We start from the raw sequence: 22,955 nt of genomic DNA on the forward strand, positions 1-22,955 counted from the left end.
GCGCCCAGCAGCCGCACACCTGCTGACCACCCCCTCCTGGAGACGCCCGTGGAATCCCCCTCACCCCTGACGCTGGACCCGAAGCCCGCCGGGCCCCCACCGGACCAGCCCGGACTCCGGAGATCCATGGGCACCAGGCACCTGGTGATGATCGCCATGGGCGGCGTCATCGGATCCGGCCTGTTCCTCAGCTCGGGCTACACCATTTCCCAGGCCGGTCCGCTGGGCGCGGTGCTCGCCTACCTGGTGGGCGCGTTCGTGGTGTACCTCGTGATGGCATGCCTGGGTGAGCTGGCCATCGCCTATCCGGTGTCTGGCGCCTTCCACATCTACGCCGCCCGCTCCATCGGGCCCGCCACCGGATTCGCCACCGCCTGGCTGTACTGGCTCTGCTGGGCCGTGGCCATCGGCTCCGAATTCACCGCGTCCGGGCTGCTTATGCAGCGCTGGTTCCCGGACGTTGATGTGTGGATCTGGTGCCTGATTTTCGCGGCCGTACTCTTCGGCTTCAACGCCGTATCCGCCAAGTTCTTCGGCGAATCCGAATTCTGGTTCGCCATCGTCAAGGTGGGCGCCATTATCGGCCTGATCGTCCTCGGCGGCGCCGCACTGTTCGGCTTCCGACCGCTCAGCGACGGCGGCAGCCGCCCCTTCCTCTTCGAGAACTTCAACACCGCCGGCGGGCTGTTCCCCAACGGCTTCACCGGCGTCCTGGTCACCGTGCTCGCCGTCTTCTACGCCTTCTCCGGGTCGGAGCTGATCGGCGTGGCAGCAGGCGAAACCAAGGACCCCGCCACCAGCATCCCCAAAGCCATGCGCACCACAGTGATCCGGCTGCTGATCTTCTTCGTCGGCGCCATCGCCGTCATCGCGGCCACCATCCCCTACAACGAAGTGGGCCTGGACGAGAGCCCGTTCGTCACGGTCTTCTCCGCCATCGGGATCCCGTTCGCAGCCGACGTCATGAACTTCGTCATCATCACAGCCCTTCTCTCCGCCGGAAACAGCGGGCTCTTCTCCTGCGCCAGGATGCTCTACTCCCTGGCCGACGAAGGCCACGCGCCCCAGGCCTTCCGGCGCCTCACCCGCCGCGGCATCCCGCTGATCGCCCTGTCGGTGAGCATGGTGGGCGGCGTCGCGTCCCTCATCAGCAGCGTGGTGGCCCCGGAAACGGTGTACCTGGTGCTGGTGTCCGTGGCAGGATTCGCCGTGGTGGGCGTATGGATGTCCATCACCGCCTCGCACTTCTTCCACCGGCGCGCCTTCGTGCGGAACGGCGGAGACATTGGCGCCCTGGCCTATAAGGCCCCGCTGTACCCGCTGGTGCCCATCCTGGCGTTCACGCTGTGCGTCGTCTCGCTGGTGGGCATCGCCCTGGACCCCAACCAGGTGGCCGCACTCTACTTCGGCATTCCGTTCGTTGCCGCCTGCTACGCCTATTTCTACCTCCGGCATGGCCGGCAGCGGACGACGGCGGAAGTCCGGTAACCAGACTTGCGTCACCTCCGCAAACGCCCGGGTCCCCGTGGAAGAATAGGGCGGGCACCGGCAGTGAGGGGTAATAAGCGTGGATTCGTCCGCAGAGGCGTCATCGTTGGCGCAAGGACTCCGGATTGTCCGGCTCGTGGCAGACCGGGAGAAGCGCGGCCGGCAACTGCTGGGCGTTTCCCAGCTGGCCGCGGAGCTGGACATGGACCAAAGCCGCGTTTCACGCCTGACGCAGGAACTGTGCGAGCTGGGCCTGCTGGAGCGGGTGGACCGGGGCCCGTTCCGGACCGGGCTGCGGTTCTTCAGCCTTGCCGCATCGCTGAACACCGGCTGGGTCCGCGAAGCCAAGCCCGAACTCGAGTCATTGGTTTCCGCCCTGGGGCTGCGGGCACGGCTTTCCATCCGGGACGGCTTCCGGGCGATCCTGTTGCGCGCCTCCAGCAACGACGCCGGCCTGGGCAGCTTCGTTGCGCCGGGCATGGTGACGCCGGTCTGGTGCACCGGCGCCGGCAGGGCCCTGCTCTGGGACCACGACCAGCCCGCCCTGGAGTCGTTGCTGCGCGAGGTGAACTTCATCGGGGTGGGCGGCCCCGGCGCCGCGCACTCCGTCGATGAGGTCGGGGAGCTGATGGCCCGTGACCTGCTACGCGGCTGCATCACCTGCGACGAGGAATTCGAGCACGACATCCTGGAACTCGCCGTCCCGGTCCGCGACGCCGGCGGCACCATCCTGGCCGCACTCAGCGTGCTGGGGCGGCGGAACGAGGTCGGCGACGACGCTGCGGGCATTGCCGCTGTCCTGCGCGGCGCTGCGGCGCGCTTGGGCTCCCTCGCCGCCTAGCAATCGCCGTGTCTAGGCACTATCGGGCGCAGCGGCGTCGGCATTTCTGAGGCGGCCAAGTTGGGTGCGGGTCATGTCAACGTCACCTTCCGGCAAGGCGTCCCCGTGCCGGTGAACGATCTTCCAGTCGCCGCCCTCGCGCCTGAAAATGGTTGTCACCCTGAGGGTGTAGGGCAATGGATCCGCACCTCCTACCGACGCGGTGGTGTGTTCTATCCCCACAACGTAGGCCAGGTCTCCGCTGACGCCGGCCGCGGTGACTTCGTACGTGAAGGACGCGCAGTTTGAGAAGCGTGATGCAAGGAGGTCGAAGAACGGGATCACCTCGTCCGCTCCGATGGTTGTCCTGGCGGCACCGAACAGGGTCACGGGGGCGGTGCGGGACCACAGGGCCTTTCGGGGTTCGGCGTCGCCGTTGTGCAGTGCGGTGTCGGCTTCGGTCAGGACAGGCATAACGGCTGCCAGGAATGCTTCTGCATCGTCCACGGCTTTCCCTTCGGTCGAAGCTCCGTTTTCATTCTGGGTACGCATGGGCCTTGGCGCAAGGGTCCCCCAGCCGGGGTCCCTTTGTCGAGGAAGCGCGTCTCACCATCGATCGGCTCGGCCAGGGCGCGTTGTGACTTTCTAGGTCAAAATGGTTTGCGAGATTCCGCAGGCTGGTAGCCAAGCCTGGCCTCCAGCCAGCGGCCCTGCTCCAGCAGGGCCGCCGCGAACTCGGCCCGGCGCGGCTCCAGGCGCGCCCTGGTGCCCACAATCTGCAGTGCCGCCGCCACGTCCCCTTTGAAATCCCGGACGGGGACGGCCAGCGAATAGAGCCCCGGCTCTGCTTCCTGATCCACCACTGAGTAACCCCGCACCCGCGCCGCAGCCAGCCGCCCAAGGAAATCGCCGACGTCGCACGGGGTATTGGGGCCGTGCCGCACAAAGTCGACGCCGGCGAAAACGGTCCGCACTTCGGCTTCCGACGACTCCCACAGCACGGCCTGCCCGGCGTCGCTGCAGTACGCGGGGTAGGGCCTGCCCAGCCATGAGCCCACCAGGTTGCTGCTGGCCGGAACGCTTTCGCCGATGGTTACGGTGCTCGCGCCGTGCAGCACGCCCAGGAAGCACCCCTCGTCGGTGTCGCGGGCCAGCTGCTCCAGTGCCACGGCGCCGTCTGAGTGCAGCCTCTGCGCCGTCAGCTGCTGGGCATCGGTCAGGATGGACCAGTCCAGGGTGTAGGTGCGCTCGCCGGTCCGGCCGAGGAATCCTTCCTGCTCGCCGGTGCGGAGGTTGCGCGACACCTGGCTGCGGTCCTTGCCCAGGTCTGCTGCGATCCGTGCGACGGTGGCGCCCGGAAGTCCGGCCCCATGCCGTGCACCCAATGCCAGGATGGCCAGCATGCCGCGGCCCATGCTGGAGGTTTTCGACATAGGCGAGAGTCTAATGGAGCTGCCGGACTCCGAGGCGGTCACAGTTAGCCATGCTCGTTACCAGCAACTCAAATTGCCTATGATGAACAGGAAAGCCTTTTGCCGCCAACATCCGGAGTGCCTGCCATGCCCCGCAACACCACGCTGTCCCGCCTGCTGGATGCCGGAGCGCATCTCACCGCGGACGGCGCCCTGGCCACCGAACTTGAGGCGCGTGGCTGCAGCCTGGACGACCCGCTGTGGTCCGCCAAGGTCCTGCTGGAGCGGCCACAGCTGATCCGCGACGTGCACCGGGACTATTTCGACGCCGGCGCCAACGTGGCCACCACCGCCAGCTACCAGGCCACGCCGCTGGGGTTCGCGCAGCGGGGACTTTCCGAGGACGCGGCACTGGACCTGGTGGCATTGTCCGTCCGGCTGGCGGAGGAGGCCCGGCGCGAACACCTTGACCGGCACCCTCAGGCCGGGCCGCTGCTGATCGCCGGATCCGTGGGCCCCTATGGCGCCTACCTCGCGGACGGCTCGGAGTACCGCGGGGACTATGTCCTGGACGCAGAGGCCTTCAAGGAGTTCCACCGCCCCCGCATCGGAGCCCTGGTGGAGGCAGGTGCCGACTTCCTGGCCTGCGAGACCCTGCCGTCCTTTGCCGAAGCGGAGGCGCTGCTGGCACTGACCGCGGAGTTCGACGTCGAATCCTGGTTCTCCTTCTCGCTGCAGGACGGTGCGCACATCAGCGACGGCACCCCGTTGGCTGCTGTAGGGGAACTCTGCGGGTCCGAGCCGCGGGTGGTGGCCGTGGGCGTGAACTGCGTGCCGCTGCACCTGGTTCCGGCCGCCCTGGCAGCCTTGCGCGGGGCGGGCTCGAAGCGGCTGGTCACCTATCCGAACTCCGGCGAAAGCTACGATGCTGCCACCAAGACCTGGGCATCCGAATCCGGCAAAGCCGATCCAGCGGCCGAAGCCCAGACCGCCGGCCTCGCAGCCGGAGCCGGTGCCTGGCGGGAGCTCGGTGCCCGCATCGTGGGAGGCTGCTGCCGCACCACGCCCCGGGACATCGCCGCCCTCGCCACCACCCGGGCTGCCTACCCCGGGCCCTAGGCGCGCACCGGCCGTGCCCGCTCGACGTCGGCGGCGCTTTCCGTATCCCCGCGGGCGGTGAGCCCAGCCACGACGCCGTCGACGTCCGCCGCTGGCCGGTTCTGGCTCAGCTTGGTCTTCGCCTCGATCCTGGTGATGACCAGTTCGATGCCCACAATGGCGCGCAGCTGGCCCGAGATATAACGTTCCGGCGCGTCGTCCACGCTCCACGGGTGCTCGAAGCCAGCTTCGTGGACGCCGGTGAGCCGCCTGACCTGGCCGGCGATCCACTCCGGGTCGTCATGGATCACGAGATGGCCGTACACGTGCGCCGTGGAGTAGTTCCAGGTGGGGACCACGCGTCCGTGCTCGGCCTTGGACGCATACCAGGACGGCGATATGTAGGCGTCCGCGCCCTGGACGATCATCAGGGATTCCCCGATCGCCGGCTCGGACCACTGGGGGTTGTTCCTGGCGACGTGTGTGTGCAGCGCGCCGTGTTCGCCCACCGAGGGGTCGTGCACGAACGGCAGCAGGGTGGCAAGCATGCCTCCTGATGTCATGGTGACCAGGTTCGCTGCGCCCGGCCTGGTCAGTAGTTCCCGGATGGCCTCGGGTCCGGCTTCAAAATGAGCTGGGGTGTACATGGTGCTAATCCCTTACAGGTTCGAGTTGTTTCGTGACGGGACGGGCGTCGGGCTGGAGGGCCGCGGGCTGAGTGGGCGCCGGCTTGAGCCGGACCCGGACCGCGGCGCCCGCGCAGAGAATGACTGCAAGGCCGCCCACAATGGTGCTCCACGTCAGCGACTCGCCGAGCAGGAGGCCCGCCCAGCAGATGCTCAGCACGGGCTGGACAAGCTGGATCTGGCTGACCTGGGCCATGGGTCCGATGGCCAGGCCGCGGTACCAGGCGAAGAAGCCGAGGAACATGCTGACCACGCCGAGGTACGCAAAGGCCAGCCACTGGACCGGTGTGCCCGACGGCGGCTGCTGCGCCACGGACACCGCCACCAGGATCACCATCAGCGGCGACGCCAGTACCAGCGCCCAGGACACGGTCTGCCAGGCGCCGAGCTCGCGGGCCAGCAGGCCACCTTCCGCATAGCCGATGGCCGCGGCCACCACCGCGCCCAGGAGCAGCAGGTCCGCCGAGTGCAGCTGCCCGAATCCGCCGGACTGCATGGAGGCGAAGGCGATGGCCGCCAGCGCTCCCACGCCGGTGATGAGCCAGAACGCCAGGCGTGGACGCTCGCGCCCCCGAAGAACTGCAGCCACTGCCGTCGCCGCGGGCAACAGGGCGATCACGACGGCGCCGTGACTGGCCGGTGTGGTGGTGAGTGCAAAGGAGGTCAGCAGGGGAAACCCGACGACGATGCCGCCGGCCACCACCGCGAGACGGACCCACTGCGTGCCGCGGGGGAGCCCCTGCCGGGTGAGGGCGAGCGCGAAGGCGGCGAGGATGGCGGCTACCACCGCACGGCCCGACCCGATAAACAGCGGGGACAGGGACTCGACAGCCACCTTCGTGAAGGGAACCGTGAAGGAGAAGGCCGCTACTCCCGCGAAACCCCACCAGAGGCCGATGGGCTGGCGGGACGGTATCACTGGCCGTAAAAGTGTAGTAGCGCTACTATTGTCTCTCATGAACAACGATAGCAGTTCCCGGATTGTGGCGCACCTGAAGAAATGGATTTCTTCGGCCGCGCCCGGTGCGAAGCTGCCGTCCACGCGGTCGTTGGTGGCCGAGTACCAGGCCAGTCCCGTCACGGTGCAGAAGGCGCTGCAGACGCTCACGGCACAGGGACTGATCGAGAGCCGGCCCGGCGTCGGGACTTTTGTACGCGCCGTCCGGAGCGCCCGTCCCTCCGACTACGGCTGGCAGACGGCGGCCCTCCGTTCCCCGCTGGCGCCCCCGCCCCCGGCGTCCAGCACCATGCGCAACGTGGCCAACGATGCCATCTCCTTCCACTCCGGCTACCCGGACCGCGAACTCCTGCCCGAGCGGCTGGTGCGGGCCGCCCTTGCCCGGGCAGCCCGCGGCGACGCCGCCTTGTCCCGTCCGCCCGCAGCCGGTCTGCCGGAACTGCAATCGTGGTTCGCGCACGAACTCGGTGCCTCGACACCGGCCGGGACCACCCCGCCGAACCCGAGCGACGTCGTCGTACTCCCCGGAAGCCAAAGCGGGCTGAGCTCCATCTTCAGCGCGCTCGCGGGCCGCGGACAGCCGCTGCTGATGGAATCGCCGTCCTACTGGGGTGCCATTCTGGCAGCGGGGCAGGGCGGCGTGCGCATTGTCCCGGTGCCCAGCGGACCGGACGGACCGGACCCGGCGGAACTGGCCCGGGCCTTTGAGGAGTCCGGCGCGCGGCTGTTCTACGCGCAGCCCAACTACGCCAACCCCACCGGCGCGCAGTGGTCTGCTGAACGGCGTGAACAGGTCCTGGACGTGGTGCGCGCGAAGGGGGCGTTCCTGGTGGAGGACGACTGGGCGCACGACTTTGGCATCAGCTCCAACCCCGTGCCCGTCGCCTCCCGCGACGACTCCGGCCACGTGGTCTACCTGCGCTCGCTGACCAAAAGCGTGTCACCGTCGATCCGGGTCGCCGCGGTGATCGCCCGCGGTCCGGCACGGGAGCGCATCCTGGCGGACCGGGCGGCCGAATCGATGTACGTCAGCGGGCTGCTCCAGGCGGCAGCGCTCGACGTCGTGACGCAGCCCGGGTGGCAGACGCACCTTCGCAACCTCCGCCACCAGCTCGAGTCGCGCCGCGACCTGCTGGTCACCAGCCTGCGCCAGCATGCCCCGCAGGCTCATATCGAGCAGGTGCCCAAGGGCGGCCTGAACCTGTGGGCGCGGCTGCCCGACGGGACCGACCTCGAACGGCTGACCCGCGACTGCGAAAGCGCCGGGGTGATCATCGCCGCCGGCAACGAGTGGTTCCCGGCCGAGCCGGCAGGCCCGTTCATCCGGCTCAACTACTCGGGGACAAATCCGGGCGCCTTCCCGGAAGGCGCCCGGATCATCGGCCAAATGCTTGAGCGGAACAGGGGCTAGGGCTCAGCTGGCCAGTTCGGCGCAGACATCCAGCGCCGATCCCGAGGTGCTCACCAACGTGAACACGCCAGTAACAGGGTCGACGGTGAAGACGATCCTTCCGATGTAATGGATGGTGGATGGGCCCGCGGGCACATCGCTGGGATACATGACGAGCCCGTTATGCCCGGTGGCCGTGTAGGTCAGGGTACCGTCCGGGTTGACCACGATTTCCGTCACTGATCCATCTGTCCGGATGGTGATTGACTCGCCCGCCACCGGCTTCTTCTTGGTCCCATAGTTCGTATAGGTCAGGAGCACTCCCTTGCCTGCCGTGAGGATTCGAACAACTTCGCCGTTCTTATCGGTGAACTCCTCGGTGTGGAGGTTTCCGCCTGTCCACGACACCCCGAGGTTGAACTCACATCCGATCCCTGCCGGGAGGATGAAGGAAACGTCGTCGGCCAAAGCCGGCTGTGCAGGCGTCACCAGGGCGGCTGCTGCAAGCGCGGACAGCGTCAGACCGCGAGAAATGCTGCTGATTTTCATGGGATTTCCTTTCGAACGTATTCGGGTTGGTTTTCCTAGCGTGGCCCTGTGGACTTAACCGGTCCTTAATCGCCTCGGCGGCAGTCGACGCGAAAGCACCGACGCGACAGGGAAAGCCTCATGATTTACCGTGAGCATCACGCGTCAGAACGGCCCGGCGTGAACCTTCGAAACCTCACGCCGGGCCGTTCGTTTATCCGGTCATCGTCAGCCTGACGCCGCCGATGACACTAAATCAAGACCTCAAAGCAAAACCAGCATCGTCACCGGCAAAGACGCCCCCACCGCCAAACACCGCGACGCTTAACACGCCGGTGCGTTGGCTTCATGCAGGGCCGGAATGGGTTTCGGCCGGTACGCTTCGGCAACAGCCGTGGCGTCCCATGATTGCTGTGGGGTGATGCGCCCGGGCTTGACCCCGAGCGAGGTCACGTAGGTGACCATGTGTTGAAGCAGACCTGTCACCGATGTCCTGCGACATAACACTCCTACTTTAAAAGCACCCACCCGCGCGGCGTGCCGCCGTCGCTTTGCCGGACCCGCCCACGACTTTGCATCAGCCCCAGGGCTCTGGACATGGTCCGAGATATGCACCCAGCGGGGCTTCAACGACGCGCGCTCCGGTCGCACGAAATCCTGGCATCTCGCTGTAGGTTCGGTGCTGGCGGGGCAAATGAGCGAATCCAGTCGATCGTTTCGCGCCGACGCAGCCCCCAGTGTCGACAAGCTCGGGAACTTCCCGGCCCGCCGAGGTGAATTAAGGATCGATTAAGCCCTGCGCGCGACCCTTAGAACACCAGCCGGTACAAACCACCCGAAATGGAGAACCCCCATGAAAACCGTTAGGCGTCTGTTCTCTCCTTATATCCTTTTGTTGAACCTATTTATTATCGGATTCACTATCTTTCTTCTGTCCCTTATAACGGGCGTCGTCAATGCCGTATCCATATTCCAAATTTAAGCTAAGACGGAGCTGGCCTTCGATAAAGACGGCAATCCTGTAAAGCAAACCGTTTTTATGGGTAACTCTTTCGATACGACTAGTTGCCATCGTCGGCAAAGGCCACCAGTCCGCGATCGGGAAACTCGCGGAGAGAACCACCAGCTACAACTACACGTGAGGAGCACTCATGACCATCCTGACAATGCCCACAGAAGCCGAAGCTGCCGGCCTGAGGGCTGAAATTTTCGCCGACGACGTCCGGTCTCTCGGTTACGTGCCGAGCCATACGAAGGCCATGAGCCTGAACCCGGAGGCCTACCTGGCGTGGGAATCCCTTTCCAAGGCCATCAGCTCCTCGCTGGGCCTTCGCCGCTATGAATTGGTTACGTTGGCCGCGGCGCAGGTCATCGGTTCGTCCCATTGCAGGCTGGCCCACGGGAAGAAGACGCTGCAGATCATTAGTGAAGAGCAGTTGCTTGCAATAGCCATGGACTTCCACGACGCAGGCCTGCCCGCGGCTGAGGTTGCCATGATGGACTTTGCTGTGAAGCTCAGCACCGATGCGGCGGCCATGACCGACGGCGATGCACAGCAACTGCGCGACTTCGGCTACAGCGACCGCGAGATCGCCGACATCACGCTGGCGGCGGCGGCCCGAAACTTCTTCAGCCGGGCGTTGCTTGCCATGGCTGTTGACGTGGACGTTCCCGAGGGCCTTAGCCGTGATCTGCAGGGCGCGCTGCTAGCACCGTTGGCAGGCTGGACTGCCGAAGCCGAGCAACGCCAATAGTGGTTCCTGGCCTCCTTGGCCCCGTTCGGGGACTGGCCGCGAACCGGACCGCCAGCGAAACGATAGGAGCATCCCATGCTCCTAGCGGATGAATCTACAACACAGATACCGTGGGGCCCCTGCCGTTGGTAGGGGCCCCACGTACGTACGTTAGCGGGAATGTCTGCGTGGCTGGTGGTTGTGCCAGTGGTTTCAGAGATGCAGCCAAGGTGGCCCCATCTTAGGTCGACGAGAGACTTTCGACGCCTCTCCGTTTCGGAGGCAACGGTGAAGACGCAGAACTAACCGTGGCCCTCAGGGCTTAACCGGTCCTTAATCGCCCGCAGGACACTGGACCTCCTGCCTGCCGCAGGAGCATGATGGGCATGATGTGGTCTGGACCTTGAAGGCCGCATCGTGTGTCAGGGCAGGCGCTATGGGGTCGCTGGGTCGATGAGCTTCGCGGAACCAGGCCGGCAGGGTCGGGTGAGCGGCCGGTCGGTGAGGGGTGCTGTGCGATGGGTGCGCTTTGGATACGGGCCCTGGGCCCACTGGAGGTGGTCGCCGGCGGGACGCCGGTTGCCGTGCGTGCTGCCCAGCAGCGAATTGTGTTGGCGTGCCTGGCCCTGCGGGCCAACTCGGTGGTGACCCATGACTTCCTCGTAGAGGCACTCTGGTCCGGCAACCCGCCCGCAAAGCCGGGCCCACAGCTACAGGTGTATGTCGCGAACCTTCGAAACATACTGGACCCTGATCGGTCAAAGGGTGTGACCTCGCAGCGGCTGGCCAGCAGGCCGGGCGGCTATGTGTTGACGGTTGCCGAGGACGAGCTCGACCTCCTGCAATTCCGTGAGCACATCGCGGCCGGTGAGCAGGCCGTCCAGGCTGGGGATTTGGCGGTAGGCGCGGATTGCCTTCGCCAGGCCGTGAAGCTCTTTAGGGGACAGGCATTTCCTGACCTGGCGGACATTGAGTTGTTCCGGCCAGAGCTGGAAGAAGTGAACGAGAGCCGCCTGGATGCCTACCAGGACCTGGCGGAGGTTGAGCTCGCGCTCGGCCGACACGGCACTTTAGTGGGCGAGTTGCAGCCGTTGGTTGCCCACCATCCCTACCGGGAACGCCTTTGGGCGTCGCTGGTTCTCGCCTTGTACCGGTCCAATCGGCAGGCGGATGCCCTTGCGGCGTGCCGTCACGCACGCCAAGTCTTCTGCGAGGAATTGGGTATCGACCCCGGTGCACGCCTGCAAGAGTTGGAACGGTCGGTGCTGCAACAGGAGGCGTCGCTCGCGGCCCCCATAACTAACGGGCACCGGCGGATCAGGCAACGGCTGGACAACCTTCCGGCCGAACTCACGCCACTGGTCGGGCGGGACGCCGAGCTACGAGAGCTGTGCTCAATGTATGCCGGGGAAGGCTGCAGACTGGTGACCGTCACCGGACCGGGCGGGACGGGCAAGACCCGCCTCGCGCTGGCGGCCGCCGGCCAGCTCGGTGAGCGGATGGCCGACGGCGTTGGCTGGGTCAATCTCGCACCGCTCACCCAGACCCAACAAGTGCCGGTCGCCATAGCTGCTGCGCTCGGCTTGGAGGACCGGGCGGGGGAGGACACGTTGAAGGTAGTGGCTCGCTTCTTGCGCTCGCGCCGGCTGCTTTTGGTCCTGGACAACTTCGAACATCTGGAGGAGGCGTGGCCGGTGGTGCTGGACATGCTTACCGCCGCCCCCGACCTGCGGATCATGGCCACCAGCCGACGACGACTTGGACTGCGCGCTGAATACGAATACGAGCTCGCACCGTTGGTACTGCCTCCGCTCGACCCGCCCCTCCCGCCGCCCCTCCTGAAGGAGGTGCCAGCCGTGAAACTGCTCCTGATCCGTGGACGGGCGGTCCGTCCACATTTCACCGTCGACGGCGATAATGCCGCAGTGGTAACCCGTCTTTGTCATCGCTTGGACGGCCTTCCGCTCGCGATCGAACTGGCCGCTGCCCAATTGCGGCACCGCGGCGAGCGTGAACTGCTGGACGACCTGGAGGTCAGCCTTGCAGCGCTGCCGGCAGCCTTCCGCGATCTTCCGGACCGCCAGCGAACTCTCACAGCCACGATCGCTTGGAGTTACCGGTTGCTCGGTGACGCCGAACGGCGACTTTTCGATCAGCTTGGCGTCTTCGCGGCTGATCCGACTGTGGCCGCGGTCGGCAGCATCTGGGGATCGACTCCCGTCGCAGAGGCTCAACCAGAAGACTTGCTGACGGGACTCGCACGCCATAGCCTGCTGCGTCGGTATACAGACCCGGCGGGAGCACAGCGCGTGTCGATGTTGCAGGCGATCCGGGAGTACGCCCGCGACCGCCTCAGATCACGTGGCGAGGCGGCAACGGGGCAGCGCCGGCACGCCGAATACTACCTCGGCCTCGCCGAGACTGTCAGCCCTCAGCTGTGGGGCCGCGATCAAGTGGACGCCTTCCGGCTGCTTAGTGCTGATGCACCGGATTTGCGCGGTGCCCTGCTCTGGGCCACCGGACCGGACGGCTCGACTGACCTGGCGCTGCGTCTGGTCGGGCATCTTTGGCATTACTGGGAGCTCACCGGGGACGTGGCCGAGCAGTGCGAGGTCGCCGTACAGTTGGTCGCCGGCACGGCGAATTCTTCACCCGCGCTGAACGCTCCCGCGCTCAGTGGAACAGCCACCCTGTGCTGGATCCTCGGCCACTACGACGAGGCGATCGACCTCCACCGCAGGGCGCTTCAGGCTTTCCAGGCCGCCGGCAACCACCAAGGCGTCGCCTGGACCACGATGTGCCTCGCGGCGCAGGCGCTGGAACGTGAGGACGCAGTCACCGCTCAGCGACTCAGCGGCGTAGCATTGGCGTCTCTACGGGCCAGTCCCCGCACTCGTATCGGCGCTTTGACTGTTCTGAGTTTGCTGGCGTTCTACGCCGGCGACAAGGCCCGAGCCCTTGAACTGCGCCGTGAGAGTGTGGAGCTTGCCCGACCGCTGGGTGATCGATTCCTCCTGGGAATAGTCCTGACCAACTTGGCCGAGTGCCTGGAGCAAGCAGGTGACTTCGTCGCTGCGGAACGGCTGGTCCTCGAGGCAGTGGGCGGGGCACTCGAGCTTGGTGCTCAGGGCGGCCAGGTCACGAATTTCCTCGAGCAGCTCGCCGACGTCTACGTCGAACTGCACCGCGTTGAGCTGGCCATTCGCGTGCTCGCGGCCGCTGATGTCTACCGCACCGAGCGGGGGTGTCCGCGCTCTCCTGGAGAACAGCCACACATCGAATCGGTCATCACGAAGGCGCGCACCGAAGCCGGTCCGATCCGCTTCGGCCTGGCGTGGGCGGGCGGCCAAGCGCTAACACTCACCCAGGTCCTCCACGAGGTGCTCAAGGCTAAACAGGAGAGTAGTCAGCAGGAACCCGTCGCCGACCAGCACCTTCATTCACCCTTCGACCAACGCACGGAACCTGCCCTCAGCGCGGCGCCGTGGTGACCGTCGCGTTTGCCGACTATTCGCCCAAGAGCCCGTAGGTGCTGACGACGTTGCCCTTCGTGGTCCGGTACTGGTCCTTCAGGCCGAGCCGCGTCACCGGGTCGCCGTCCTGGAACAGCTTCCGGCCGCTGCCGGCCACCACGGGGTGGGTGATCAGGGTCAGCTCATCCAGCAGCCCGGCGAACAGCAATTGGCGCACCACCGAAATGCTGCCTGTTACGGCGATTTCGCCGCCGTCGCGCTCTTTCAGGCCCGCCACGAATTCCTCCAGTGGTCCCTCGATCAGGTGGGAGTTCTGCCACTCAAGCGGCTCCGTCAGCGTCCGGGACGCCACAAACTTTTCCACCGGGTTGATGAAGGCGGCGAAGTCCTCATCCACCGAAGCTGTGGGCCAGTACCCAGCCCACTCCTGGTAGCTCACCCGGCCCAGCACCACGGTGTCCACGCTTTCCATCATGCGGGTCAGGGCCTGGCCGAGGTCGTCGTCGAAGCTGTCGAACTGCCAGAGGAACGGGTCTGAGACCACGCCGTCTACGGAGTGGAACAGGCCGGACGTGACTTTGCGCATGGGGACCTCCAAGATCAGGGGCAATTGTCATCCACGCTATTGGCTGTGCCCGCAACAGGGAACCCCTACCGGTGGTTGAGCCTGTCGAAACCTGGCCGCCGTTAGGTTCGTCACCACCGCCTGCGTGTTGCGCAAATCCGTGGGTCTGCAGCCGCATACTGGTGTTCATGCGGCCTCTCACCGCACCCCGGCCAGGCAGGAGGAAAATGCATGGAAACCCTGAAGAAGATCGTACGCAACCAGTACTTCCCCGCGGCCGCGGTGCTGACGGCGGTGTTGCTTTTCTGGATCATTGGCATGTTCGGCGGGCTCTCCCTACTGAACAACAACCAGCCGCCCATGGCTACCTTGACGTGGATGCTGTTCGTCTATGCCGCGGCTGTCCTGACGCCGATGGCAGGCATCCTGGCCGGTGTGGACCTGGTCCGCCGCTGGCGCCGCAACCGCATGTACGCGTTCGTTGAGATTGCGCAGGACGAAGAGGTCACGGTGCAGGAGGCCCCGGCACAGCCCGCCGAGCACGAAGCCCCAAAGCAGTCCGCCCCGAAACAGCCCGCAGAACACCGCCCGGTAACCCAGCAGCAGCCCGTGAAGCACCATCCGGTGCAGCAGCAGCAGCCTGCCAAGCAGCAGACCGCCAATAAGCGGCCGGCCCAGACGAAGCAGCGCAAAAAAGCCGCGTAGCCGCTACTGCAGCGCCAGCTCCACCCGGTTCCGGCCGGCCGCCTTGGCTACATAAAGCGCGGCATCGGCCTCGCCCAGGAGGGTGTCGGCGTCGGCCGGGTGATCGGCGGTGAACGCGGAAATCCCGGCGCTCAGCGTCAGCTGCCCCAGCGGATCCCCGGAGTGGACAATTTCCAGCTCGCGCACGGTGTCCAGCGCCCGCTCCATAAAGGCCTTGGCGCTCAGCTGCGACTGGTTCGGCAGCACCAGCAGGAACTCCTCGCCGCCATACCGGTACACGCCGTCGCTCTTTCGCGCCGCACCCACCAGCGCCCCCGCCACGGCCCGCAGCGCGAGATCGCCCGCCTGGTGCCCGTAGATGTCGTTGTAGCTCTTGAAGTTGTCCACATCGCACATGGCCACGGAATATCCCTCCGTGTACCGCTGGCTGCGCGCATGCAGCTGCTCAAGGTCCTCCGAGAGCTTGAGCCGGTTGTGCAGGCCGGTCAGCGGATCGGTCCGCGCCTGCTGCGAGAGCACCTTCCGGTAATGGGCCAGATCAGCGTGCAGCGTGGTCACGCGGAGCGCCACCAGCAGCCGCGCATGCAGGACAAACGGGTCCAGCGGCTTGGTGACGTAGTCGTCCGCCCCGGCTTCGAGTCCGGCGAGCACATCGTCCCGGGACCCCTGCGACGTCAGCAGGACGATGTACGTGTACAGGTCCGCCCCGCGCGCCCGGATGGCCCGGCACAGCGCCAGCCCGTCCATCCCGGGCATCATCCAGTCCGTGACCACAACATCGGGCTGGTGTTCCAGGTACAGGGCCCACGCCTCGTCACCATCGGCCGCCGTCACGCAGTCATGCCCGGAACGTTCGACGGCGGCGCGGGCCACCAGGAGCGAGCCCGGATCGTCATCTGCCACCAGGACTTTCACCGTGCAACCTCCAGCGCTAGCCCGAGTTCAAAGTCCACCCGCACCAGCTCAGCTTCCAGCCGGCTGACTAACTGCGGGCCGCCGTCGAGCGTGCCGCTGCGTCCCAGAACGTCCAGCTCGCCGCAGAGGCTTGAGACGGCGGTGGCCCCGATGTTGGCCGCCGCACCCTTCAGGGCGTGCGCCGCCTGCGCCAGGGCCGGCCCGCCGCCGCTGCGTACCGCTTCGCGCAGTGCGGCGAGCCGCGCGGGAACGTCCTTCCGGAACGCCTCTGTAGTTGCGGGCAGCAAGCCCAGGCCGTCCTCCGGGCCGAGGCCGCGCAGCATGGCGAGCCGGTCCGCATCCAGCGCGGGAGCACTTCCACCGGTGACGGCCAGCAGCTGTGGAGCCACCTGCTGGGGAGATTCACGCTGGGGAGCCTCCTCCCACTGAGGCGCCGCCGGCTCCGGCGGCCCAGGAACCTCCGTGGCCTGCTCGGGGACCCAGCGGGCAAGGGCGGCTTCAAGCTCGGCGGCGTCCACCGGTTTGGAGAGGTAGTCGTCCATGCCGGCGGCGAGGCAGCGTTCCCGGTCCCCGTCCAGGGCGCCGGCGGTCATGGCGATGATCGGGAGATGGCTGGCCCCGCCGTCGCGCCGGCGGATGACGCGCGTGGCCTCGAAGCCGTCCATCACCGGCATGTGGCAGTCCATCAGGACGGCGGCGTACCGCGTGCTGGCGGTGGCGGCCACGGCCTCGGCGCCGTCGGCAACCACGTCCACCGCATAGCCGAACTTGATCACCGTGGCCCGGGCCACCAGCTGGTTCACCTCGTTGTCCTCCACCACCAGGATGCGGCCGCGTGACGGCTCAGGGGGCGCCCCCCGAAGGGAGGACTCGAGGGAGGACTCGGCGGAGGATTCAGCAGAGGGCTCCGCCGACAAATCAGCGTCGGACAGCTGGGCGGTTCCGGAGGGGGCATGGTGTTCACTCGTGGACATCAGCCGGACCAGGCGGTTGTAGAACTCGGAGCTGCGGACCGGCTTCATGAGCCATTCGCGGACTCCAGCGTCGGTGATGTCGGCCGCGTTGACCTGCATGGTTGATGTAAGCATAATCAGCTCGATGTCCGCCAGTGCGGGGTCGGACTTGAGTTCGCGGGCCAGCTCCAGGCCATCGGTGTCAGGCATACAGAGGTCCAGTACGGCCAGGTGGAACGGCACTCCGTCGGCGGCGGCTTCGTGGGCGCGGGCCAGCGCGGCGCGGGCATCCGGCACGGCCTCCGGCTGCAGCTTCCAGCCGCGCAGCTGGGATTCCAGCACCAGGCGGTTGGTGGCGTTGTCGTCCACCACCAGGACGCGCAGCCCGGTGAGGAAACCGGCGGCCGGCACGGGATCTGTCGACGGCTGGGCCACGGGCACGGGGATGCGGAACCAGAACATGCTGCCCGCGCCCGGAGAGCTGTCCAGGCCGATCTCGCCGTCCATGGCCTCGGTGAGCCTGCTGCAGATGGCCAGGCCCAGCCCGGTGCCGCCGTAGCGCCGGGTAGTGGAAGCATCCGCCTGGGAGAAGGACTCGAACAGCCGCGCGTGGTGGGCAGGGTCGACGCCGATGCCGGTATCGCGGACCTCGAAGCAGACCATCGCGGTGGCCCCGGGTTTCGCGTCCGGCGTCTCGGTGGTCACGCGAATGGCGACCTCCCCGGCCGCCGTGAACTTCACGGCGTTGGAGGCGAGGTTCAGCAGGATCTGCCGAATCCGGCCGGAATCACCGTGCAGCCTGGCCGGAACGTCCGGTTCGCAGTAGGCGATCAGCTCCAGGTTTTTGGCCTGTGCGGGCTCCGTCAGCAGGCCCGCCACTTCCTCCACCAGCGTGCGGGGGTCGAAGGCTCGGATATCCAGGTCAACCTTGCCGGCTTCCAGTTTGGAGAAGTCCAGGATGTCGTTGATGAGTGCCAGCAGCGCCTCGCCGGCGCCCTTGACGCCCTGGGCGTACTGCTTCTGCGTCTGGTCCAGCGGCGTCTCCAGCAGCAGCGCGGTTAGGCCAACCACGCCGTTCATGGGGGTACGTATCTCGTGGCTCATGGTGGCCAGGAACTCGGACTTGAGCCGGCTCGATTCCAAGGCGGCTTCCCGCGCGGCCTTCAGCTCCTGCTCGGCGGCCCGGCGCAGGGTGATGTCCCGGGCGATGGTGGCCAACCCGGTGAGCCGGCCGGTCTCGTCCCGGATGGGGGAGACGGTCATCGATACGGAAATGACGGCGCCGTCCTTCGTCAGGTGCTCCATCTCGAAGCTCATGGCTTGGCCGCTGGCGCGGAGCTGGTCGAACACCTCGGCGGCACCGGCGATACCGCCCGGCGCCAGCAGGAACCGAGCGTCGCGACCGATCGCTTCCCCGGCCGTGTAGCCGTACTGATGCTGTGCTCCCGGGTTCCAGCTGGTGATGATGCCCTCTGGCGTGGTGCTCAGGATGGCGTCCGAGGAGGAGTTGACGATCGCGCCGAGGCCCTCCAGCTCAGCCGTCCGGGCGGCGACTTCCTGCTCCAGCCCGGTGGTGAGGGTGAGGTTTTCGATGATGATCAGAACCTGGCGGACAAGGATGAGGGCCACCGTGATCCTGGCCACCGTCAACAGGAAGGCGCTCATCTCGCTGACGTGCGGCTGGGCGATCATCATGACGGCTACCAGGATCGGCGCGTAGGGGAGCAGTTCAAGGGCCAGCGCAAACGCCTGGCGGTCCCGCCGGGGGTTCTCCGCGTAGGGGAGCAGCGGTGCCAGCGCGATCAGGAGGAAGGCGCCGATCCAGCCCAGGGCGAGGGGCGATCCAGTGACGCCAGTGACGCCGTCGAACGTCAGCTTCACGTAGGTGCTATCCGTGATGGTGAGCAACAGCAGGCCGCCGCCGAAACACATCCAGGGCAGCCGCTCGCCGGGCTGCCGGCGCATCCCCAGGACCAGTACCAGGGACGTGATGACCACGTCCACCACGGGGTAGCCCATCGACGTGAGCCGGGTCAGGAGGTCACCTTCCGAGCTGAAAGCCGGGCCCAGCGCCGTGTACCAGCTGATCACCAGGACTGCGCCGGCGATCACCGCCGCGTCCAATGCGGTCCGGGCCAGCCCCACCCGGGTGGTGCCGCCGGGCCGCTTGAAGCTGAAAAGCGCGACGGCGGCCGGTACCGAGTACGCCAGGAACAGGGCGTCCGCCAGGGAGGGGAACGGGGCCACATGGTTGTTGGCAAGGCCGAAGTAGGTCCAGACTGCCTGCCCGGCGGCCCAGACATAGGCGGCCACCGCCATCAGGGCCCAGGCCCGGGCGTTCACACCGCCGCGGCGCGCGGCGCTGGCGCAACTGCGGCCTGCCAGCACGGCGGCAATGAGGATGGCGAAGTCACCCGCCACTACGGCCGCGGGCGTGCCGCTGTTGGCGGCAAAATACAGTCCAAAAACGCCCAGCACCACAGCACCAAGCGCGATCAGCCAACCCAGTCTGGCCGTGCTCCTCACCGTGGCAGGACGCTGCTCCAGGAGACCATTCTGAGACACGCGGTTCCCTCCCCATAGGTGCGTCCGTCACCCGCAAAGCTTGAGACCCGGGCCCGCCGAGACCTGGGCGAAGACGCATCCTTATGATATCCCTCACAACTCAAGAAGGACCGTACTTCGCGTCCACGTGGACAACGTCCCGGCCGGCGCGCTGCAGCAGGCTCGCCGCCACCCCGGAGCGGTATCCGCTGGCGCAGTGCACCCACACCGTGCCGGCCGGAATCTCGGCCATCCGCCCCAGCAGCTCATGCAGCGGGATGTTCACCGCCCCGGCGAGGTGGCCAGCGTCGTACTCATCCGTCCGGCGGACATCCAGCACCACGTCCCCGGAGCCCCGCCCGTGCAGCATTTCGGCCCAGTCCACACGCGGATAATGCACGACGGCGGTGCCCGGTGCGAGTGCCGACGGTTCCGTTCCGAGGGCGGCATCGGGGGAGTCGATGCCGATCCGGGACAGGTCCCGGATGGCCTTCTCTACGTCGTCGCGGGCGCCGACCAGGGTCAGCTGCCGGTTCCATGGCAGGACCCAGCCCAGATAGGCGGTGAAGCTCGAGCCGCGGCCGTACTCAAAACTCACCGAGCCCTGCAGGTGGCGGCTGGCGAAGGCTACCCGGTGGCGCAGGTCCACCACCCATTCGCCGTCGGCCAGACGGCGGTCAAGTTCTGCTGGATCGAGGGACACCGGCACGGAGAGGTTCGCCGGCCCCGGGCCCTGCCGGTTCGCCGGCGCCATGTGCGCGTAGTAGGACGGGTAGGCCGTCAGGTTGTTGATGAGCTCCCGCACAAAGTGGTCCTCATCGGCGTCCGTGAACGCGTGGTTGGTTACCTGCTGTTCGGCGAGGGTGGACGAAGGGGCGCTCGACGCCGGCAGGGACGAGCAGAACGAGCCGAACCCGTGTGTGGGGTACAGGGCTGCGTCCGGCTTGGCCTCGGCGGCGAGGCGGCGGACCGAGGAGTACTGGGCGTGGGTGAGGTCTTCGGTGTCCTCGTCGCTGACCAGATCCGTCCGGCCCACGGACCCGTAGAGCAGGCTGCCGCCGGAGAACACCGCCTGGTCCTCGCCATCGCTGACCACGTAGCTGAGATGGTGGTGGGTGTGGCCGGGCGTGGCCACGGCCCTCACGGTGAGCCGGCCCACCTGGACCGTGCCGCCGTCGGCTATTGGCTGGTGTTCAAACCCGACGCCGTCCGCTCCGTTCACCAGGTACGTGGCACCGTGCGTGTGGGCGAGGACGAGCCCGCCGGTGAGGTAGTCGTTGTGCAGGTGGGTTTCGGCAACGTGGGTGATGCGGACGTTGGCCTCCGAGGCCGCGGCCTCCACCCGGTCCGTGTCCCGCTGCGGATCGATGACCAGCGCCACCTCGCCGTCGTGGACCAGGTAGCTGCGGTCCCCGAGCGGCCGCGTTTCGATGACAACAACGTCCATAGGTTCATTGTCCCTCGCGTCGCCCGATGTATGCCCGGATTCTCATTCGAAGGGTGCTTAGCTGGAGCCGGAGCGGCTCGCCAACGCCTGGAGCGCATGTCCGGCGTTCTTCAGCGCGTGCTCGAAGCGGTCGGCCGGTTCCGGGTGCGAGAACAGGTAGCCCTGCAGCGAATCGCATTCGAGTGCGATGAGGTAATTCGCCTGCTCGTCGGTTTCGATGCCTTCTGCTGTGACGGTCAGTCCCAGGCTGTGCGCCATATTGATCATGGAGCTGAGGATGGGCAGGCGTTCCGTGCCGGTGCGAACCATGGAGACAAAGGTCTTGTCGATTTTGACGATGTCCACCGGCAGCTCCTGCAGCCGTCCCAGCGAGGAGTAGCCTGTACCGAAATCGTCCAGCGCCACCCGGGCGCCGGCCTCCCGCAACCGGCTGAGCTGTTCGATCACGGTGCAGTCGGCGTCGAAGAACACGCTCTCGGTTACCTCGAAAACCAGCTGGTAAACGCCCACGCCGCACGATTCCGAAAGGTCCAGGACTTTCTCGGCGAAGTCGAGTTCCTGCAGCTGGACCCCCGAGACGTTCATGGACAGCGATCGCGAGGGATCCTCGCGCAACCATGACGCCAGCTGCTTCAGGCTTTGCGCCATCACCTCGTTGCCGAGTTCGTCGATGAGGCCACTGCGTTCGGCCAAGGGAATGAACACCGCGGGCGGGACGCGCTGGTCCTCGCGGTCCCAACGTGCCAGTGCTTCAAACTTGACCACCCTGCCCATGCGCGGCGACACGATCGGCTGGAACTCCACAGAAATCTCACCCCGGGCAATGGCCAGCTGGAGGCCTGCTTCCAGATCGGTCCGCTGGACCAGGGCCGTCATCATGTCCTGGTGGAACCGCAGGAAGCGGTTCTTTCCCGCCGCCTTGGCCGCATACATGGCGATGTCCGCCTCACGCAGCACTTGAGAAGCGCCCCGGGCATCCCGGCCAATCGAAGCCAGCCCCAAGCTCACGCTGGGGCGCAGCATGCTGCCCTCGATCGAGAACGGCACGTGCAGGCAGCGCACAATGCACTCGGCGATAGCGTCGGCGTCGGTACAGGCTGTCAGCAGCACCACAAACTCGTCGCCGCCCAGCCGGGCCACCACATCGGCGGTGGGGACGCAGCCCCGGAGCCGGCGGGCCACTTCCACCAGCATGTCATCACCGGCCTGGTGGCCGAGAATGTCGTTGACCTCCTTGAAGTCGTCCAGATCAAGCAGGAGTACGTCCACGGATTTGAGCCGTGGCTCCCCCAATGCGCGGACGAGTTCGGCATTGAACACTGCCCTGTTGGCCAGGCCCGTCAGCGGGTCCTGGAACGCAAGTGCTCTCAGCTGTTCCGCCTGCGCGGCCAGGTCAGTCAGGGCCTGCTCGGCCTGCTCCTGCGCCTGCCTGCGCGGAGTGACATCCCGGAAGCTCCACACGCGGCCCGCGATCCTCTCGCCCACGCGCTGCGGCCGCGAATACCTTTCAAACGTCCTGCCATCCTTGAAGTCCAGCACGTCATGGCTCTCGGCCCCGGGGGTGTCCACAACCTGGGCGATCCTGGCCATGAAGGCCTCCGGGTTGGCGATCTGGGAGAGGATCAGCCGCATGACGGGCTCATCACTGTCGCCGTCCAGGAGTTCCGGCGGGATGCCCCACATCTTCAGGAACTGGTCATTGAACCCGGCAACACTGCCGTCGGAGCTGATCACCAGGATGCCGTCCGCGGTGGATTCGAGGGTGGCCGTCAGCAGTGACATGGCCTCGAGGAGGTCAGCGTCAGCTCCCTTGCGGTGTTCCGTGCTCCGGACCGAAACCAGCAAAACCTGCGAGCCGCCGTCGTCCAGCAGTGAGCCTGCCACCTCGGCGGAGAACTCTGTGCCGTCCCGGTGCAGTCCGTACACTTCACGCGGCGGCAACGGTTCAGCGGGCTGCGCCTCCAGGTGCTCCTGAAGCAGCCGCGTTTCGTTCCGGAACCCCTCCGACAGGAGCAGCCAGTGGTCGCTGCCGATCAGCTCAGCGCGAGTGTAACCGAACAGCTTGCTGGCTGCCGCGTTGGCCATTTTGATGGTGCGGTCCGCGTTGACCGCCAGAAGCGCATCCTGGCTGCTATTAAGAAACACATCGAAATTCGATGCGCCCACATCCTTGCCCTGCCGCCTGGAACCCCCCATGCGTCACCACCCCCACGCACATCATAAAGCGCGGGAGGCCACAT

At 66.6% G+C, this 22,955-nt stretch carries 17 protein-coding genes; 7 read left to right on the forward strand and 10 right to left on the reverse strand.

Translation table 11 applies throughout. From position 1 onward, the window contains the following. Positions 1-48 precede the first annotated feature (48 nt). Together ASG77_RS15760 and ASG77_RS15765 are read left to right on the forward strand one after the other, a co-directional pair. Positions 49-1,488, forward strand: a complete 1,440-nt coding sequence (locus ASG77_RS15760) for an amino acid permease (RefSeq protein WP_056347152.1) — start codon at positions 49-51, stop codon at positions 1,486-1,488. Positions 1,489-1,567: 79 nt separating this feature from the next. After that, complete coding sequence (locus tag ASG77_RS15765) at positions 1,568-2,329, forward strand: IclR family transcriptional regulator (protein WP_056347154.1); 762 nt, start codon at positions 1,568-1,570, stop codon at positions 2,327-2,329. 12 nt (positions 2,330-2,341) lie between these two features. Here the strand turns inward: ASG77_RS15765 and ASG77_RS15770 are convergent, their stop codons facing one another. Next, positions 2,342-2,860 carry a YybH family protein gene (locus ASG77_RS15770; protein WP_056347155.1) on the reverse strand — a complete coding sequence of 173 codons (519 nt, stop codon included), beginning with the start codon at positions 2,858-2,860 and terminating at the stop codon, positions 2,342-2,344. 98 nt (positions 2,861-2,958) lie between these two features. Further along, on the reverse strand, positions 2,959-3,741 hold the full coding sequence (locus ASG77_RS15775) for an IclR family transcriptional regulator (RefSeq protein ID WP_056347157.1): 783 nt from the start codon (positions 3,739-3,741) through the stop codon (positions 2,959-2,961). A 126-nt stretch (positions 3,742-3,867) separates the two neighbouring features. On the opposite strand from ASG77_RS15775, the gene mmuM reads away from it, so the two are divergent. Next, the gene (gene mmuM / locus ASG77_RS15780; protein ID WP_056347159.1) at positions 3,868-4,839 is read left to right on the forward strand and encodes a homocysteine S-methyltransferase; all 972 of its coding nucleotides are present in this window, start codon (positions 3,868-3,870) and stop codon (positions 4,837-4,839) included. On the opposite strand, the gene ASG77_RS15785 is transcribed toward mmuM, so the two are convergent. Further along, positions 4,836-5,465 (reverse strand): FMN-binding negative transcriptional regulator, encoded by a 630-nt coding sequence (locus ASG77_RS15785; RefSeq protein ID WP_056347162.1) that lies wholly within the window; start codon positions 5,463-5,465, stop codon positions 4,836-4,838. The genes mmuM and ASG77_RS15785 overlap by 4 nt on opposite strands. A 4-nt stretch (positions 5,466-5,469) precedes the next feature. Next, on the reverse strand, positions 5,470-6,462 hold the full coding sequence (locus ASG77_RS15790; RefSeq protein ID WP_056347164.1) for a DMT family transporter: 993 nt from the start codon (positions 6,460-6,462) through the stop codon (positions 5,470-5,472). Here ASG77_RS15790 and ASG77_RS15795 point away from each other — a divergent pair. After that, the gene (locus tag ASG77_RS15795) at positions 6,461-7,873 is read left to right on the forward strand and encodes an aminotransferase-like domain-containing protein (RefSeq protein WP_056347166.1); all 1,413 of its coding nucleotides are present in this window, start codon (positions 6,461-6,463) and stop codon (positions 7,871-7,873) included. The two genes, ASG77_RS15790 and ASG77_RS15795, sit on opposite strands and share 2 nt — an antisense overlap. Before the next feature lie 3 nt (positions 7,874-7,876). Here ASG77_RS15795 and ASG77_RS15800 read toward each other — a convergent pair whose 3' ends face one another. Further along, complete coding sequence (locus ASG77_RS15800) at positions 7,877-8,401, reverse strand: hypothetical protein (protein WP_056347168.1); 525 nt, start codon at positions 8,399-8,401, stop codon at positions 7,877-7,879. A 1,130-nt stretch (positions 8,402-9,531) separates the two neighbouring features. Between ASG77_RS15800 and ASG77_RS15805 the strand changes: the two genes are divergently transcribed. Both ASG77_RS15805 and ASG77_RS15810 read left to right on the forward strand, forming a co-directional pair. Beyond that, complete coding sequence (locus ASG77_RS15805) at positions 9,532-10,134, forward strand: carboxymuconolactone decarboxylase family protein (protein WP_056347171.1); 603 nt, start codon at positions 9,532-9,534, stop codon at positions 10,132-10,134. 497 nt (positions 10,135-10,631) lie between these two features. After that, positions 10,632-13,604, forward strand: a complete 2,973-nt coding sequence (locus tag ASG77_RS15810) for an AfsR/SARP family transcriptional regulator (RefSeq protein ID WP_056347172.1) — start codon at positions 10,632-10,634, stop codon at positions 13,602-13,604. Positions 13,605-13,620: 16 nt separating this feature from the next. Here the strand turns inward: ASG77_RS15810 and ASG77_RS15815 are convergent, their stop codons facing one another. Further along, on the reverse strand, positions 13,621-14,172 hold the full coding sequence (locus ASG77_RS15815) for a dihydrofolate reductase family protein (RefSeq protein ID WP_056347175.1): 552 nt from the start codon (positions 14,170-14,172) through the stop codon (positions 13,621-13,623). A gap of 210 nt (positions 14,173-14,382) precedes the next feature. Between ASG77_RS15815 and ASG77_RS21460 the strand changes: the two genes are divergently transcribed. Then, complete coding sequence (locus tag ASG77_RS21460; protein WP_082576085.1) at positions 14,383-14,856, forward strand: hypothetical protein; 474 nt, start codon at positions 14,383-14,385, stop codon at positions 14,854-14,856. A gap of 3 nt (positions 14,857-14,859) precedes the next feature. Here the strand turns inward: ASG77_RS21460 and ASG77_RS15825 are convergent, their stop codons facing one another. The 4 genes from ASG77_RS15825 to ASG77_RS15840 all read right to left on the reverse strand — a co-directional run bounded on the left by ASG77_RS15825 (position 14,860) and on the right by ASG77_RS15840 (position 22,911). Next, positions 14,860-15,771 carry a GGDEF domain-containing protein gene (locus ASG77_RS15825; RefSeq protein WP_056347177.1) on the reverse strand — a complete coding sequence of 304 codons (912 nt, stop codon included), beginning with the start codon at positions 15,769-15,771 and terminating at the stop codon, positions 14,860-14,862. After that, positions 15,768-19,289: a response regulator gene (locus ASG77_RS15830; RefSeq protein WP_056347179.1), complete on the reverse strand. Its 3,522-nt coding sequence runs from the start codon at positions 19,287-19,289 to the stop codon at positions 15,768-15,770. The genes ASG77_RS15825 and ASG77_RS15830 overlap by 4 nt, the downstream gene beginning before the upstream one ends. Before the next feature lie 100 nt (positions 19,290-19,389). Continuing rightward, the gene (locus ASG77_RS15835; protein WP_056347181.1) at positions 19,390-20,715 is read right to left on the reverse strand and encodes an MBL fold metallo-hydrolase; all 1,326 of its coding nucleotides are present in this window, start codon (positions 20,713-20,715) and stop codon (positions 19,390-19,392) included. 57 nt (positions 20,716-20,772) lie between these two features. After that, positions 20,773-22,911 carry a putative bifunctional diguanylate cyclase/phosphodiesterase gene (locus ASG77_RS15840; protein ID WP_056347183.1) on the reverse strand — a complete coding sequence of 713 codons (2,139 nt, stop codon included), beginning with the start codon at positions 22,909-22,911 and terminating at the stop codon, positions 20,773-20,775. Between the last annotated feature and the right edge of the window lie 44 nt (positions 22,912-22,955).

This window comes from Arthrobacter sp. Soil762, assembly GCF_001428335.1.
Lineage (GTDB): Bacteria > Actinomycetota > Actinomycetes > Actinomycetales > Micrococcaceae > Arthrobacter.

Excerpts from the sequence above, each read along its gene's own strand:
- ASG77_RS15840 (WP_056347183.1), bottom strand. The coding sequence starts at position 22,911 with ATGGGGGGTTCCAGGCGGCAGGGCAAGGATGTGGGCGCATCGAATTTC.
- ASG77_RS15790 (WP_056347164.1), bottom strand. The coding sequence starts at position 6,462 with ATGAGAGACAATAGTAGCGCTACTACACTTTTACGGCCAGTGATACCG.
- mmuM (WP_056347159.1), top strand. The coding sequence starts at position 3,868 with ATGCCCCGCAACACCACGCTGTCCCGCCTGCTGGATGCCGGAGCGCAT.
- ASG77_RS15835 (WP_056347181.1), bottom strand. The coding sequence starts at position 20,715 with ATGGACGTTGTTGTCATCGAAACGCGGCCGCTCGGGGACCGCAGCTAC.
- ASG77_RS21460 (WP_082576085.1), top strand. The coding sequence starts at position 14,383 with ATGGAAACCCTGAAGAAGATCGTACGCAACCAGTACTTCCCCGCGGCC.
- ASG77_RS15795 (WP_056347166.1), top strand. The coding sequence starts at position 6,461 with ATGAACAACGATAGCAGTTCCCGGATTGTGGCGCACCTGAAGAAATGG.
- ASG77_RS15815 (WP_056347175.1), bottom strand. The coding sequence starts at position 14,172 with ATGCGCAAAGTCACGTCCGGCCTGTTCCACTCCGTAGACGGCGTGGTC.
- ASG77_RS15785 (WP_056347162.1), bottom strand. The coding sequence starts at position 5,465 with ATGTACACCCCAGCTCATTTTGAAGCCGGACCCGAGGCCATCCGGGAA.
- ASG77_RS15810 (WP_056347172.1), top strand. The coding sequence starts at position 10,632 with ATGGGTGCGCTTTGGATACGGGCCCTGGGCCCACTGGAGGTGGTCGCC.
- ASG77_RS15805 (WP_056347171.1), top strand. The coding sequence starts at position 9,532 with ATGACCATCCTGACAATGCCCACAGAAGCCGAAGCTGCCGGCCTGAGG.
- ASG77_RS15775 (WP_056347157.1), bottom strand. The coding sequence starts at position 3,741 with ATGTCGAAAACCTCCAGCATGGGCCGCGGCATGCTGGCCATCCTGGCA.
- ASG77_RS15800 (WP_056347168.1), bottom strand. The coding sequence starts at position 8,401 with ATGAAAATCAGCAGCATTTCTCGCGGTCTGACGCTGTCCGCGCTTGCA.
- ASG77_RS15770 (WP_056347155.1), bottom strand. The coding sequence starts at position 2,860 with ATGCGTACCCAGAATGAAAACGGAGCTTCGACCGAAGGGAAAGCCGTG.